At 38.6% G+C, this 15,009-nt stretch carries 13 protein-coding genes; 12 read left to right on the top strand and 1 reads right to left on the bottom strand.

Annotated elements, in window-relative coordinates; all coding sequences use genetic code 11:
• The first annotated feature begins 7 nt into the window (after positions 1-7).
• From KTB61_RS11160 to KTB61_RS11150, 3 genes are all read left to right on the top strand, one after another.
• Positions 8-1,543, top strand: coding sequence for a polysaccharide biosynthesis tyrosine autokinase (locus tag KTB61_RS11160; protein WP_216697509.1), 1,536 nt, complete (start codon positions 8-10; stop codon positions 1,541-1,543).
• Positions 1,544-1,555: 12 nt separating this feature from the next.
• Positions 1,556-2,971: a polysaccharide biosynthesis tyrosine autokinase gene (locus KTB61_RS11155; protein WP_216697508.1), complete on the top strand. Its 1,416-nt coding sequence runs from the start codon at positions 1,556-1,558 to the stop codon at positions 2,969-2,971.
• A 183-nt stretch (positions 2,972-3,154) separates the two neighbouring features.
• Positions 3,155-3,535, top strand: coding sequence for a coiled-coil domain-containing protein (locus KTB61_RS11150; protein ID WP_216697507.1), 381 nt, complete (start codon positions 3,155-3,157; stop codon positions 3,533-3,535).
• A gap of 158 nt (positions 3,536-3,693) precedes the next feature.
• Here KTB61_RS11150 and KTB61_RS11145 read toward each other — a convergent pair whose 3' ends face one another.
• A complete protein-coding gene (locus KTB61_RS11145) occupies positions 3,694-4,770 on the bottom strand; it encodes a LacI family DNA-binding transcriptional regulator (RefSeq protein ID WP_075759372.1) in 1,077 nt (358 codons plus the stop codon).
• 340 nt (positions 4,771-5,110) lie between these two features.
• Between KTB61_RS11145 and fsa the strand changes: the two genes are divergently transcribed.
• From fsa to rsmB, 9 genes are all read left to right on the top strand, one after another.
• The gene (gene fsa / locus KTB61_RS11140; protein ID WP_075759371.1) at positions 5,111-5,767 is read left to right on the top strand and encodes a fructose-6-phosphate aldolase; all 657 of its coding nucleotides are present in this window, start codon (positions 5,111-5,113) and stop codon (positions 5,765-5,767) included.
• A gap of 18 nt (positions 5,768-5,785) precedes the next feature.
• Positions 5,786-6,607, top strand: a complete 822-nt coding sequence (locus KTB61_RS11135; RefSeq protein ID WP_075760538.1) for a transketolase — start codon at positions 5,786-5,788, stop codon at positions 6,605-6,607.
• A 1-nt stretch (position 6,608) separates the two neighbouring features.
• A complete protein-coding gene (locus tag KTB61_RS11130) occupies positions 6,609-7,550 on the top strand; it encodes a transketolase family protein (protein WP_075759370.1) in 942 nt (313 codons plus the stop codon).
• Positions 7,551-7,682: 132 nt separating this feature from the next.
• On the top strand, positions 7,683-8,480 hold the full coding sequence (locus tag KTB61_RS11125; RefSeq protein ID WP_216697506.1) for a DUF975 family protein: 798 nt from the start codon (positions 7,683-7,685) through the stop codon (positions 8,478-8,480).
• A gap of 172 nt (positions 8,481-8,652) precedes the next feature.
• Complete coding sequence (gene glmM, locus KTB61_RS11120; protein ID WP_075759368.1) at positions 8,653-10,002, top strand: phosphoglucosamine mutase; 1,350 nt, start codon at positions 8,653-8,655, stop codon at positions 10,000-10,002.
• 3 nt (positions 10,003-10,005) lie between these two features.
• Positions 10,006-12,231: a replication restart helicase PriA gene (gene priA, locus KTB61_RS11115; protein WP_216697505.1), complete on the top strand. Its 2,226-nt coding sequence runs from the start codon at positions 10,006-10,008 to the stop codon at positions 12,229-12,231.
• 21 nt (positions 12,232-12,252) lie between these two features.
• Positions 12,253-12,732 carry a peptide deformylase gene (gene def, locus KTB61_RS11110; RefSeq protein ID WP_075759366.1) on the top strand — a complete coding sequence of 160 codons (480 nt, stop codon included), beginning with the start codon at positions 12,253-12,255 and terminating at the stop codon, positions 12,730-12,732.
• Between the two features lies 1 nt (position 12,733).
• Positions 12,734-13,663, top strand: a complete 930-nt coding sequence (fmt, locus tag KTB61_RS11105; protein ID WP_216697504.1) for a methionyl-tRNA formyltransferase — start codon at positions 12,734-12,736, stop codon at positions 13,661-13,663.
• Position 13,664: 1 nt separating this feature from the next.
• The gene (rsmB, locus tag KTB61_RS11100) at positions 13,665-15,008 is read left to right on the top strand and encodes a 16S rRNA (cytosine(967)-C(5))-methyltransferase RsmB (RefSeq protein WP_216697503.1); all 1,344 of its coding nucleotides are present in this window, start codon (positions 13,665-13,667) and stop codon (positions 15,006-15,008) included.
• The last annotated feature ends 1 nt before the right edge of the window (position 15,009 follow it).

Here is a 15,009-nt window from a genome sequence, read left to right as displayed (position 1 = left end):
TAAGCAGATGAGTGAAAATAAAAATACGTCCATAAATGATTATGAAATGAATATTGACTTGTACAGCATTTGCAAAGATATCTGGAAATATGCACTGGTAATTCTTTTGCTTGCAGCGTCCATGAGTCTTTTAGCTTATGTGAAAGTTGGAAGAAGCTATCATAAAATGTATGAGTCTACCAGCACCTTTATTGTCAGTGGTAAGGGCAGTAACAATAACGTTTACAGTAATCTGAATACCACTGCGCAGATGGCAACGAAATTTTCTGAAATTCTAAACAGCAGCATTCTTCAGAAAAAAGTTGCCAAAGAAATGAATATGGATTATTTTCCGGGAACTGCGTCATCAGAAGTGATCAATGAGACCAATCTTCTGGTATTAAAAGTGCAGGCGGATTCACCGGAACTGGCTTTTCGCCTCAATAAGGCAATCATGAATAATTATTCGGTTGTATCGGATGAATTGATGGGAAATGTGGTTTTGGATGTGCTTCAGAATCCAACGGTTCCAAGTGGCCCTGTAAATAAGTTTCAGCCTACGGCACTGATGAAGAAGACTTTTATTTATACGTTGATTTTCTTATGTGGCCTGATTGGAATCATTTCATTTTTGAAAGATACTGTCCGTAAACCGAAGGAAGTATCCAGAAAACTGGATGGAAAGCTTCTGGAAACTTTGTACCATGAAAAGAAATATAAAACATGGAAAGCCCGTCTTCATCGCAAGAAAAATCCTGTACTTCTTACAAATCCCGGAACCAGTTTCCGATATGTGGAAGATATGAAAAAACTGGCACGAAGGGTCAGCAGCCAGATGCAGGATCATAACGCAAAGACTCTGATGGTAACAAGTGCCGTGGAAAATGAAGGAAAATCAACGGTTGCAGCTAATCTTGCATTGGCAATGGCAGAAGAATCAGCAAAAGTACTGTTGATTGATGCCGATTTGAGGAAACCGTCACAATATAAGATCTTTGGGATCGATAAAGAGGAAATTAAGCAGTTTGGAGAGGTCTTAAATGGTAATGAGAATGCAGAAAATCTGGTTCTTCCAATTGCCAATTCAGATCTTCTGCTGGTTGCGGATTCTATGATATATCCAAATTCTACAGAGATGATCGCCGGACCATTGTTTCAAAAAGTACTGGATTTCTTTAAGGAAAGACTGGATTATATCATCATTGATACTCCACCAATGTCTCAGGCAGCAGATGCGGAGGAAATGGTGGATCTGGTAGATGCATCTATTCTGGTAGTAAAACAGCATACAGCATTGGTTAAAGATATCAATGAAGCCATTGCTATTTTGAAATCAGGCGAAGGGACTATGCTTGGCTGTGTATATAATGATGTATTCCCAGGTTTTGCTGAAACTGCAAAAGCTTACGGTTATAAATATGGCTATGGTTATGGCTATGGCTATGGTTACGGCTATGGGTCCTATGGTTATGGCGGAAAATATGGCTATGGCTATGGCGAACGTGATCAGAAAAAATCTGAAAGAAGCAAATTAAAGACAGATAAATCCAAGTCAGATTTTTAGGAGGGGTGAGCCATGGACAGAAAATATAATGAAAAAAAAGAAAATAGAGAGGGTTTAATTGATATTACAGGAATTCTGGATGATTTGATAAAAGGTGCACTTCATATGAAATGGAGATTTCTGGTTCTGATTCTTTTGTGTGCAGGGTTATTTTGTGGATACAAAAGACTGAATTATTCTCCATATTATGTAGCTTCTTCAACTTTTACTATCAGCTCAAGTATTTCTACGGAATCTTCGGCTACATATATGGATAATGCCACAGCCAATCAGATGGCAAAAACATTTCCATATATCCTGAAAAGTGGAGTTTTGAAGGATATTGTGGCACAAGATCTGGGCGTTCAGTCTATTCCGGGGAAAATCAAAGCAGATGTTATGAAAGACACCAATCTCTTTACATTAAGTGTAACAGCAGATGATCCTAAAATGGCAGATAAGATCCTTAAATCTGTTGTGAAGAATTATCCAACCGTTGCAGAATTTGTCATAGGAAGTTCCCAGTTGACATTAATGGATGAAACCGGTGTGCCAACAGCACCCGCCAATCCATTTAGCTTCTCTCATGAAATCAAAATAGGAATTTTAGTTGGAATAGCATTGTGCTTTATTTTGGATTTATTATTTGCTCTTGGAAAGAACACAGTTCGGAAAGAGGAAGACTTTAAAAAAATGTTCAGTGTCAAAAGTCTTGGAATTTTACCACATGCCAGATTTAATAAAAGAAGATCCAATGTTCAGGAACTGGTTGTTCTTGACAATCCAAGGCTGCCAAGAAACTTTCTAGAAGCGACAAGAACAGTGCGAAGAAGAATCGAGAGAGCCAGTAAAGAAAGCGGCATGCGTTCATTTCTTGTAACCAGTGCCATGCCAGGAGAAGGAAAATCTACTGTTTCAGCCAATATTGCCTTAGCCCTTGCCATGAAAGGACATAAAGTAATTCTGGTAGATGCCGACCTTCGAAATCCATCCACTGCAAAGGTACTGGGAATGAAAGAACAAAGTATAGGTACTCTGGAGGTAATCAAAGGAGAAGCTTCCATTGAGGAGGCAGTACAGCCATATAAAGACACAGGAGTTATGATTCTTGCAGGCTCTAATCCAATTCAGGACACATCATCTGTTTTAAGTGGTGAAAATATGAGACATTTCATCAAAGAGCTGGAAAAACAAGCAGATTTTGTTATTATCGATACACCACCAAGTGCATTGCTGTCAGACGCAGCCATTGTTGCCCAGTATGTAGACGGAGCAGTATTTGTAGTCCGCCAGGATTACACAGATGTAGATCAGATTCTGGATGGTATGGAAATCCTCTCCGGTTCCGGTGTCACAATAAATGGATGCATCTTAAATGATGTAAATACAGGTACCAGCGAAACCAGTCGCTATGGTCATGGATATCATGTAAAAGCAGACACTATATAACAACAATAAAAAGCACCTTTTGAAGTCGGGACATTCTCCACTTCAAAAGGTGTTTTTCACATATAAGAAAAAAATCCTCCATTAATTTACAGAAAATAAAAATATACTAAACAGTTGATAATTTTAAAATATATGCTATAATATAAAAATCAAATCAATCAAAAAATAAAGGAGGACAAAACCATGGAAGAAAAAGTATTACTCAAAGCAATATCAGACATGATGGATGAAAAATTAGAACCAGTAAAAGAAGACATAGGAGAATTAAAACAAGACGTAGGAATGCTAAAACAAGACGTAGTAGAATTAAAACAAGACGTGGGAATGTTAAAGCAAAACGTAGGAAAGCTAGAAGCAAATGTAGGAATACTAAAGGAAAAAGTAGAAGAGTTAAATAAAAAAAGCGTAAAAATGACAGGGAAAATAGATATGCTGCAGCAAAGAATATCAGAATTAGAATTCACTATGGAAAATAAAATCAGCTACGAAATACATCTGATAGCAGAAAACCATTTTTTTCTCAACAGACAACTGGAGTATATGAGAAATACATGGAGAAGATAATATCCAGTGGAGCCCCTATCCTGTACCATGCCATCTGACCGAGCATCTGCGAGGGAAGCGGCTGGGAAGGATAGGCGCGGAACCTTTGGGAAGGATAGGCGCGGAACCTCTGGGAGGGATAGGCGCGGAACCTCTGGGAGGGATAAGCGCGGAACTTCTTATCTGGCTTTTCCTGTGCTTTTTCTTTTTACGATAAATGGTTCGAATTCCAGCTTTGTTACGAAGCTTCGTGGCTGGTTTTTTGTTTTTGAGTCACGGAGTCTTGCTATTATATCCACGGCTTCTCGTCCTTTTGCTTCAATAGAGTGTTCTACAGTTGTCAGAGAAATTCGGTTCATATTTGCCATTGGAATATTATCGAATCCGCATACGGAGAAATCATTTGGTACTTTATACTTAAGTTCATACAGGGCATCCAGAATTCCGAAAGCCACCATATCGTTATAACCTACAAAGGCAGTGGAATCGGTGCCTTCTTCCAGAATCTGTTTGGTCAGATTAAATCCGGAGGAGTATTCCAGAAGATTTGGAGACAGCAGGTTATATTCTCCGGGAGATAAGGAACGCAAAGTTACACAATCTTCACCAAGACCATAATCACGGAAAGCACTGACCAGTCCTTCGTATCGTTTGGAGCGGGATCGTTCGATATTGCTGATTGGTGTGGAAATATAGGTGATTTTTCTATGACCAAGGGATATTAAATGTTCTGCCACAAGGTAGGCAGGTTTTGTGCTGCTGACATGAATGGAGTCGAAAGTGATTTCATCATTTTTATCGCCAATGTTAATAATAGGAAATTGTTTGGACATTTTATTTACATCAGGAAGAAATGATGTAGGGTACAGATATACGATACCGGCAACTTCCACATCATGATTCAGCATATCCAGATAATACTGTTCTGTGCTTGGATTTCTCAGAGTCGGAGCCACAAAGGTTACGTAGCCGTAATCGTGAGCCCTCTCTGTAATTGAATGAACAAGAGTTGTGTAATAATGATTGGAAAGAAACGGGCACATAATGACAATGACTTTTGACAGAGAGTGGGCAGGTTTCTGTTTTGACGTCTTTTTCTGATATCCCAGCTCTTTCGCTGTCTTCAGAACCCTTTGGCGAGTTTCCTCTGAAAATGATACATCTGTTTTATTGTTTAAGATCATGGAGACAGCAGATTGGGATACATTTGCATGTTTTGCAATATCCTTTGTGGTGACTTTCTTTTTTTCGGCCATATTTTCCTCCTAATCAAAATTTATTTTAATTAATAACTAATAACTAATAAATAAAAAAGAATATTACTAATAAAACACAAAATATTAGTTAACATAAATTAATAATATCATACATTCTTTTGAAAATATAGGAAAATCGGCATTTCTTTTGAGGAATAATGTATGCACAGCTATGCGCTTTATCAGAAGAAAAAATAGTGAATTAATAAAAAGTGAAAATATTAATAAAATCAGTGATTTATAAAGAACTGCATATTTTTTTACATTTGACAAGAGAAATGTTCCATGTTTAAATGTTATCAGAAACAACAAGAACCACTTTTTTAGGAGGAATAGAACTATGAGATTTTTCGTTGACACAGCAGACGTAGATCAGATCAGAAAAGCAAATGATATGGGAGTTATTTGTGGAGTAACAACTAACCCATCTCTTATTGCAAAATCCGGTAGACAGTTTGAAGATGTTATTAAAGAAATTACTTCTATTGTAGACGGTGCTATTAGCGGAGAAGTTAAGGCTACAACAACAGATGCAGAAGGAATGATTGCAGAAGGTAGAGAAATTGCTAAAATTCATCCAAATATGGTAGTTAAAATTCCTACAACAATCGAAGGATTAAAAGCTACAAAGGTATTATCTTCTGAAGGAATCAAAACCAACTTAACACTGATTTTCAATCCTAACCAGGCATTATTGGCTGCAAGAGCTGGTGCAACATATGTATCTCCATTCCTTGGAAGATTAGATGATATTTCTGAAAATGGTTTAAACCTGATTGCTGATATCAAAGAAATCTTTGAAATGGCAGGAGATATTGATACACAGATCATTTGTGCAAGTGTACGTAACCCAATCCACGTTATGGAATGTGCTAAAATGGGTGCAGATATTGCAACAGTACCATATAATGTATTTGAACAGATGATGAAGCACCCATTAACAGATCAGGGAATTGCTAAATTCCAGGCAGACTATACAGCAGTATTTGGAGAATAAGAAAGGGTGGTACAGACAATGACAACCGCAGAATTAAAGACAACAGCAAATGAGATCCGTAAAGGAATTATCAAAGCTACACATGCTGCAAAATCAGGACATCCGGGAGGATCTTTATCTGCAGCTGATGTATTCACATATTTATACTTTGTTGAAATGAATATTGATCCGGAAAATCCAAAAGATGAAAACAGAGACCGTTTTGTTCTTTCAAAAGGTCATGTTGCACCTGGATATTACGCAACATTAGCTGAAAGAGGATTTTTCCCTAAAGAAGACTTACTGACATTAAGACATGTTGGTTCCTACTTACAGGGACATCCGGATATGAAAAAAATCCCTGGTGTAGATATGTCCAGTGGTTCTTTAGGACAGGGAATTTCTACAGCAGTTGGAATGGCTATGGCAGCAAGACTTCAGAACAAAGATTACCGTACATATACACTTCTTGGAGACGGTGAAATTCAGGAAGGACAGGTATGGGAAGCTGCTATGTTCGCTGGAGCAAGAAAACTTGATAACCTGGTAGTTATCGTTGATAATAATGGACTTCAGATCGATGGTAATATCGAAGATGTATGTTCTCCATATCCAATTGGAGAAAAATTCGCTGCATTTAACTTTAATGTAGTAGAAATCGACGGACATAACTTCGATGAAATTGCAGATGCATTCAAACAGGCAAAAGAATGCAAAGGAAAACCAACTGCAATTATTATGAAGACTGTAAAAGGTAAAGGTGTATCCTTCATGGAAAATCAGGCTTCATGGCATGGTTCTGCACCAAACGATGAACAATGTGAACAGGCACTTAAAGATTTAGAAAAGGTGGGCGAATAAGATGGCAGAAGTAAAGAAGATTGCGACAAGAGAAAGCTATGGTAATGCTTTAGTTGAATTAGGAAAAGAAAACCCTAATGTTGTAGTTTTAGATGCTGACTTAGCCGCTGCAACAAAAACAGGTGTATTTAAGAAAGAATTCCCGGAAAGACATATTGACTGTGGAATCGCTGAATGTAACATGGTAGGAATCGGTGCTGGTCTTGCAGCAGCTGGAATGGTTCCTTTTGTAAGCAGTTTTGCAATGTTTGCTGCAGGACGTGCTTTCGAACAGGTAAGAAACTCTGTTGGATACCCTCATTTAAATGTAAAAATCGGAGCAACTCATGGTGGAATCTCTGTTGGTGAAGACGGAGCAACTCATCAGTGCTGTGAAGATATTGCATTAATGCGTACAATCCCGGGAATGACAGTTATCGTTCCATCTGATGATGTAGAAGCAAGAGCAGCTGTAAGAGCAGCAGCAGAAATGGACGGTCCTGTATATATGAGATTTGGACGTCTGGCTGTACCTGTTATCAATGATACACCAGATTACAAATTTGAAATCGGTAAAGGTAACGTTGTAAAAGAAGGTACAGATGTTGCGATTATTGCTAACGGACTTTGCGTGGCAGAAGCACTGGAAGCAGCTAAAAAACTGGAAGCTGATGGAATCAGTGCAAAAGTAATCAATATGGCAACTGTAAAACCATTAGATAACGAACTGGTTCTTGCAGCAGCAAAAGAAACAGGAAAAGTTGTAACTGTAGAAGAACATTCTGTAATCGGTGGACTTGGAAGTGCTGTATGTGATGTATTATCTGAAAATCTTCCTACACCAGTATTAAAAATCGGTGTAAATGATGAATTCGGACATTCTGGTCCAGCTGTTGAACTGATCAAGGAATTTGGTCTGGACGGTGACAGCATTGCTGAAAAAGTAAAAGCATTCGTTAAATAAAATTAACGAAATATCTCAAATAATAGTTCTAAAGAGGACTCTGCATTATGCAGGGTCCTTTGCTGCTTTATAAATAGCGAAACATATTGTATAATGAAAAAAGAAGCGATATAAGGTAAGGGAGGAGATAATATGTGGACAAGAGAGGAATTAAAACGAAAAGGGAAAGAAGCACTACATAGAAATTACTGGATTACAGTTCTGGCTGCGTTGATTTTCCAGTTTTTTATTGGAAGGGGAGATAGTGTAACTTCAACATTTCGTCAAACTGTAACAGAAATTTCCGCAGAAAGCGGAAGTTTGGCAGATAAGGCATCAAATGTAATAAATTCACTTTTTTCTATTAATTTTCTTGAATTTTTCAAAGATAGCTGGATAGTTTTAGGAATTCTTCTTATTTTCATTTGGGCAATCATTTTCTTTTTGCTGAAGATTTTCATTGGAAATTTGTTTGAAATCGGAGCCAGAGGATTTTTTATAGAAAATAGCAGGAACAAAGCATCATTAGGGCTTATATTAGATGGATTTCGAAATGGACATTATACCAATAAGGTCTTAACATTATTTTTAAGAGATTTATATACATTCCTTTGGGCTTTGCTTTTTATTGTTCCCGGCATTGTGAAATCATATGAATATTCTATGGTTTCATATATCTTAGCAGAAAATCCGGGTATTTCCAGAGAAAGAGCTTTTAAGATCAGCAAAGAAATGATGAGAGGACAAAAATGGGATGCTTTTGTTCTGGATTTATCTTATATTGGATGGATGATTCTTGGAACGATCACTCTGGGTATAGTGAATGTTCTTTATACAAATCCATATCGTCAGACCACATGGGTGGAGCTTTACAAGGCCAACCGGCAGAGAGTACTGGATGAAGGAACAGTATCTTATGAGGAGCTTTCCGGAAATGATCATGAAATATAACAGGAATACAATTGAGAGATTTCGTTTTAATAAATGAAATCTCTTTCTTTTTTTCTTAAAGGATTCTTAAAAGTTCTGTATTTGATAGGAACCTAAAATCATGCTATACTGTACTTTGAGACAAAGTGTAAAATACTTGTTTAAGGCAAGAGGTCGATAAAAGGAGTTAGTTATGGGTAAATATTTTGGAACAGATGGATTTCGTGGAGAAGCAAATGTTACTTTGACAGTAGAGCATGCATATAAAATCGGACGTTATATCGGATGGTATTTCAATCAGAAAACATCCAGGGCAAAGATTGTCATTGGAAAAGATACAAGACGCAGCAGCTATATGTTTGAAAATTCTCTGGTAGCAGGTTTAACTGCTTCAGGAGCTGATGTTTATATGTTATATGTTACCACAACACCAAGTGTGGCTTATGTAGTTAGAACAGAGCAGTTTGACTGTGGAATTATGATTTCTGCCAGCCATAATCCATACTATGATAATGGAATCAAGCTGATCAATGCAAAAGGTCATAAGATGGAAGCTGAAATTGAAGAAAAGATAGAAGCATATATTGACGGGGAGATTGAAGAACTGCCATTTGCTACAAAGAAAAAGATTGGTCGTGCCAACGATTATTCTGCAGGAAGAAATCATTATATCGGATATCTGATTTCATCTGCTACCCGTTCATTTAAAGGGATCAAAGTTGGTCTGGACTGCTCCAATGGAAGTGCTTTTTCAATTGCAGAGAATGTATTTAATGCACTGGGGGCAGAGACTTATGTGATTAATAAAGAACCGGATGGAACCAATATTAATACCAATTGCGGTTCTACACATATTGAAATCCTTCAGGGATATGTGAAAGAAAATCATCTGGATGTAGGATTCGCATATGATGGTGATGCAGACCGTTGTATCGCGGTAGATGAAAATGGAAAAGTTATTGATGGGGATCTGATTCTGTATGTTTGTGGTCAGTATATGAAAAAACATGGAGAATTGAATAATAATACAGTTGTTACTACGGTTATGTCTAATCTGGGATTATATAAGGCATTTGATGCGGCAGGTATTTCCTATGAGAAGACAGCTGTTGGTGATAAATATGTAAATGAAAATATGGTAAAGAATGGTCATGCACTTGGCGGTGAACAGTCTGGTCATATTATCTTTAGTAAATTTGCAACAACAGGAGATGGAATTTTAACATCTCTTAAAGTTATGGAAGCGATGATTGAAGAGAAGAAGACTCTTGGACAGCTGGCTGAGGCCGTAGAGATTTTCCCTCAGATTCTGGAAAATGTTCGTGTTTCTGATAAGAAGACAGCAAGGGAAGATGAAGATGTGCAGGCAGCTGTAGATTCTGTAGAAAAGGAACTGGGGGATGATGGAAGAATCCTGGTTCGAGAAAGTGGAACGGAACCGCTGATTCGTGTTATGGTGGAAGCCAGAACCCATGAAATCTGCAGAACATATGTGGACAGGGTTGTAAAAGTGTTAAGACAGAAAGGGCATGTAATCGATTAATCTATGGAAAATTTATATGCGGATATTATCATTAATATTTCACATGAGGCACTGGATCGGGTATTTGGGTACAAAGTGCCTTTTTCCTTAATTCGTGATATCCGTGTGGGACAAAAAGTTGTAGTTCCCTTTGGAAGGGGAAATCGTGAACAGACCGGATATGTGGTAGGGCTATCTGATTCCATTGATTATGATGAAAGTAAAGTAAAAGAGATTCTTCGGATTGAGGAAGACAGTGTAAGTGTGGAATCCAAAATGCTTTCACTGGCATACTGGATTCGTGAGAATTATGGTTCTACTATGATTCAGGCTTTAAAGACTGTTCTTCCGGTTCAGGAGAAAACAGAAAGAAAAGCGAAAAAATTTATAGAATTGAAGATTGATCCGGTTCACGGACCAGCTCTTCTGGAAGAGTATTTTGGCAGGCATTATGTGGCAAAGGCAAGGCTTTTGGCGGAACTTCTGGATCAGCATACAATTTCATGGGATCTTGCCATAAAGAAATTAAAGATTTCCAGAAGCACCATTGACAGTATGGTGAGAGATGATGTAATACGAGTGGTAACAGAGTATTATTTCAGAAATCCTAATCCTGCAGGTGAGGGTATCTGTCCTCCGTTCCCGTTAAATGAAGAGCAGCAGAGCCTGATAGATGAATTTAAGGCAGATTTGCTGCGGGATGACCATAAAACATATCTTCTTCATGGAGTTACAGGAAGCGGAAAAACAGAGGTTTATCTTGCTGCAATTGAAGAAGTGGTAAAAAGGGGGCAGCAGGCTATTGTGCTGATTCCAGAGATTGCACTGACATATCAGACAGTGAAGAGATTTACCAGAAGATTTGGAGACAGGGTTTCCATTCTTAATTCCCGGTTATCCAAAGGGGAAAAATATGATCAGTGGCTTCGGGCCAAAGAAGGAGATCTGGATGTGATCATTGGCCCAAGATCTGCTTTGTTTGTACCATTTCCCAACCTTGGATTAATTGTTATTGATGAGGAACATGAAGGAAGCTACAAAAGTGAGCAGACCCCCAAATATCATGCCAGAGAAGTGGCTATTGAGAAGGCAAGGATGGAAGAGGCTTCGGTTATTCTGGGTTCTGCTACACCATCGGTGGAAAGCTACAAAAATGCACTGGATGGTAAATATCGTTTATGGGAACTTTCCAGAAGAGCCCAGGCGGCTGTTCTGCCGAAGGTATATATTGAAGATTTAAGAGAAGAGCTTAAATGCGGAAACAGGAGTATGTTTAGCCGCAGACTTGGAGAATTGATAAAAGACAGGCTTAGGAAAGGGGAGCAGATTATGCTGTTTCTCAACCGGCGTGGATATGCGGGATTTGTATCCTGCCGAAGCTGCGGACATGTGATGGAATGTCCACATTGTGATGTATCTATGACATACCACAAAGATGGAACATTGAAATGTCATTACTGCGGGTATCAGCAGCCTATGCCAAAGCAATGTCCCGAATGTGGAAGCCCTTATATTGCAGCTTTTGGTCTGGGAACTCAGAAAGTTGAGGCAGCGATTCACAAAGAATTTCCGGGAGCAAAAGTTCTTCGCATGGATATGGATACTACACGAAAAAAGCATGGTCATGAGGAAATTCTGGCAGCTTTTTCCAATGGAGAAGCAGATATTCTGATTGGAACCCAAATGATCGTAAAAGGCCATGATTTTGCTAATGTAACATTAGTAGGAATTCTGGCAGCAGATTTATCATTGCATGCCAATGATTACCGGGCTGGAGAGAGAACTTTCCAGCTGCTGACCCAGGCAGCCGGAAGGGCAGGAAGAGGACAAAAAGCGGGGGAAGTAGTAATACAGACTTATTCTCCGGAACATTACAGTATTGTGACAGCGGCAAAACAGGATTATAAAGAGTTTTACCAGCAGGAAATAGGATACAGAAATATTTTAAAATATCCTCCTGTATGGCAGATGCTTGTTATTTTTGTGGCTGGTCCTCAAGATGACCAGGTAAAACAGCTGACAGAAACTATGGCTGATATGATCCGTCAGATGGATGTTACGGTAATAGGACCAAGTGAGGCAGTATTTGCAAAAATCAATGATTATTACCGGCATGTTATTTATATCAAAGATAAAGATTATCAGACTCTGATTTCTGCGAAAAACAGAATGGAGCAGTGGATTAGTAAAAAGAATATCTCTAAAGATATTTTGATAAATTTTGATTTTAACCCGATGAATAGTTATTAAAGAAGACAAAGGAGATAAAAAATGGCGATAAGACAGATTCGTATTATGGGAGACGATGTACTTAGAAAAACATCAAAGGAAGTAAAAGAAATGACACCAAGATTAAAAACACTGGTGGAAGATATGTTTGATACTATGTATGAGGCAATGGGTGTAGGCCTTGCAGCACCTCAGGTAGGTATTTTAAAAAGAATCGTAGTGATCGATACTTATGAAGAAGGAGAAAAATTCGTTCTTGTGAATCCGGAGATTATTCATAGAGACGGAGAACAGATTGGTGAAGAAGGATGTTTAAGTCTCCCTGGAAAAACAGCAGTGGTAAAACGTCCAAATCATGTTATCTGCCGTGCCTATGATGAAAATATGGAACAAATTACTATCGAAGGAGAAGGACTTCTGGCAAGAGCAATTTGTCATGAGCTGGATCATCTGGATGGGGTGTTATATCCTGATGTGGCAGAAGAGCCTGTAAAAGATGTAGTTTACGAAGAAGGAGAATAATATGAAAGTCGTATTTATGGGAACTCCGGAGTTTGCAGTACCAACACTGCAGGCATTGATTGATCATCATCAGGTGATCGGTGTTGTAACACAGCCGGACAAGCAGCGTGGAAGAGGGAAAAAAGTCCAGTTTCCACCGGTAAAAGAAAAAGCTGTGGAATATGATCTTCCGGTATATCAGCCTGTAAAGACCAGAGAAGAGGAATTTGTTTCTGTTTTAAGAGATCTGAATCCGGATGTTATCGTGGTTGTTGCTTACGGACAGATACTGCCGGAAAGTATCCTGAATATTCCAAAGTATGGATGTATTAATGTTCATGGTTCCCTTCTTCCGAAATATCGCGGAGCGGCACCGATTCAGTGGTCCGTACTGGATGGAGAAGAAAAAACAGGGATTACTACAATGTATATGGAAAAGGGTCTGGATACAGGAGATATGATCGATAAAGTGGAACTTACTCTGGATCCAAAGGAAACAGCAGGATCTCTTCATGACAAATTAATGGTCATGGGAGCAGATCTTTTGCTGGAAACATTAGAAAAACTGGAAAATGGAACGGCTGTCCGCACAAAACAGGATGACAGTCTTAGCTGTTATGCAAAAATGCTTACAAAAGATATGGGACAGGTGGATTTTTCCAAATCTGCAGTAGAAATTGAACGATTGATTCGTGGACTGAATCCATGGCCAAGTGCTTATACATCCATGGATGGAAAGACAATGAAGTTGTGGGATGCAGATGTAACCCCATATGATGGAGATGCAGAGCCGGGAACTATTGTAGATGTGACAAAGGAAGCCATTGTTGCAGCAACGGGAGAAGGTGCGCTGGCATTAAAAGAAATACAGCTGGCAGGAAAGAAACGTATGAAAGTCTCAGCATTTCTCCTTGGATATCATGTGGAAACAGGAACAAAGCTAGGAGAGTAAGATGGATAATCCAAGAGAATGTGCCCTTGATGTATTAATAAAAGTTGACAAGAAGGAAGAACTATCCCATATTGCCATTGGAAATGTGCTGGAGAAATATCAGTTTTCACCAAAAAGAGACAGGGCATTTTTTACCAGATTAACAGAAGGAACGCTGGAGCGCCAGCTGACCATTGATTATGTGATCAATCAGTTTTCAAAAACTCCGGTTCGCAAGTGTAAACCGCTGATTCGTGCATTGCTTCGAATGGGAACCTACCAGATCCTTTATATGGACCAGATTCCAGATTCAGCTGCATGTAATGAATCAGTAAAACTGGCAAAAAAAAGAGGTTTTGCAAGATTATCCGGTTTTGTAAATGGTGTATTGAGAAATATCAGCAGAAAACAGAAAGAAATCAAATGGCCATCCTGTGAAAAGGATCCGGTGCTGTTTTTGTCTGTTATATATTCTATGCCGCAGTGGATTATTGAATTCTTTCTTGAGACATATGATTTTGAAACAGTAGAGAAAATAGCAGCTTCTTATTTAGAAGAAAGGAGCACATCCCTTTGCTGCCTGATTTCCAGAGGAACAAAGGATGCCTTAAAAAAGGAACTGGCAGAAGAAGGTGTCACTGTAGAAGATGGTATTATAGTAAAAAATGCTATTAGAATTTCTGATTATGATTTTTTATATTGTCTGGATGCCTTTCGAGACGGAAAATGTATCGTTCAGGATGAAAGCTCTATGCTGGCGGCCTCTCTGGCAGAAGTAGAAAAAGGACAGCTGGTACTGGATGTATGCAGTGCACCAGGGGGGAAAGCTTTATATACTGCTGACCAGATGGAAGGAACAGGAAAAGTAATTGCCAGAGATCTGACAGAGTATAAGACAGATCTGATCGAGGAAAATATTGAGAGAACAGAACTTTCCAATATTTGTGCAGAGGTTTTTGATGCAAGAAATCTGGATGAAGAGATGATTGGGAAAGCAGATGTGGTGATAGCAGATCTTCCATGTTCAGGTCTTGGTATCATGGCAAAAAAGAATGATATTAAGTATAATATTTCAAAGGATAGTTTAGATTCACTGGTCAATCTTCAAAGAGAGATTTTGACCAATGCTGTTAAATATGTAAAACCGGGCGGCACATTGATTTATAGTACATGTACCATAAATCCGGCAGAGAATGAAGAAAATTTCCATTGGATCAGGGAAATTTCAGGGTTTACTCCAGTAGATTTTATGGAAAATCTGCCAGATGTGATAAAAATGGAAACTGCCCGAAAGGGATATATTCAGCTGCTTCCGGGAGTTCATCCTTGTGATGGATTTTTTATTGGAAAACTAAGGAGACAATAGG

The sequence above is a fragment of the Anaerostipes faecalis genome, from assembly GCF_018982945.1.
In the GTDB taxonomy this organism is placed as follows: domain Bacteria; phylum Bacillota; class Clostridia; order Lachnospirales; family Lachnospiraceae; genus Anaerostipes; species Anaerostipes faecalis.
This window is presented reverse-complemented; position numbering and strand designations above follow the sequence as displayed.

Excerpts from the sequence above, each read along its gene's own strand:
- KTB61_RS11160 (WP_216697509.1), top strand. The coding sequence starts at position 8 with ATGAGTGAAAATAAAAATACGTCCATAAATGATTATGAAATGAATATT.
- KTB61_RS11155 (WP_216697508.1), top strand. The coding sequence starts at position 1,556 with ATGGACAGAAAATATAATGAAAAAAAAGAAAATAGAGAGGGTTTAATT.
- KTB61_RS11150 (WP_216697507.1), top strand. The coding sequence starts at position 3,155 with ATGGAAGAAAAAGTATTACTCAAAGCAATATCAGACATGATGGATGAA.
- KTB61_RS11145 (WP_075759372.1), bottom strand. The coding sequence starts at position 4,770 with ATGGCCGAAAAAAAGAAAGTCACCACAAAGGATATTGCAAAACATGCA.
- fsa (WP_075759371.1), top strand. The coding sequence starts at position 5,111 with ATGAGATTTTTCGTTGACACAGCAGACGTAGATCAGATCAGAAAAGCA.
- KTB61_RS11135 (WP_075760538.1), top strand. The coding sequence starts at position 5,786 with ATGACAACCGCAGAATTAAAGACAACAGCAAATGAGATCCGTAAAGGA.
- KTB61_RS11130 (WP_075759370.1), top strand. The coding sequence starts at position 6,609 with ATGGCAGAAGTAAAGAAGATTGCGACAAGAGAAAGCTATGGTAATGCT.
- KTB61_RS11125 (WP_216697506.1), top strand. The coding sequence starts at position 7,683 with ATGTGGACAAGAGAGGAATTAAAACGAAAAGGGAAAGAAGCACTACAT.
- glmM (WP_075759368.1), top strand. The coding sequence starts at position 8,653 with ATGGGTAAATATTTTGGAACAGATGGATTTCGTGGAGAAGCAAATGTT.
- priA (WP_216697505.1), top strand. The coding sequence starts at position 10,006 with ATGGAAAATTTATATGCGGATATTATCATTAATATTTCACATGAGGCA.
- def (WP_075759366.1), top strand. The coding sequence starts at position 12,253 with ATGGCGATAAGACAGATTCGTATTATGGGAGACGATGTACTTAGAAAA.
- fmt (WP_216697504.1), top strand. The coding sequence starts at position 12,734 with ATGAAAGTCGTATTTATGGGAACTCCGGAGTTTGCAGTACCAACACTG.
- rsmB (WP_216697503.1), top strand. The coding sequence starts at position 13,665 with ATGGATAATCCAAGAGAATGTGCCCTTGATGTATTAATAAAAGTTGAC.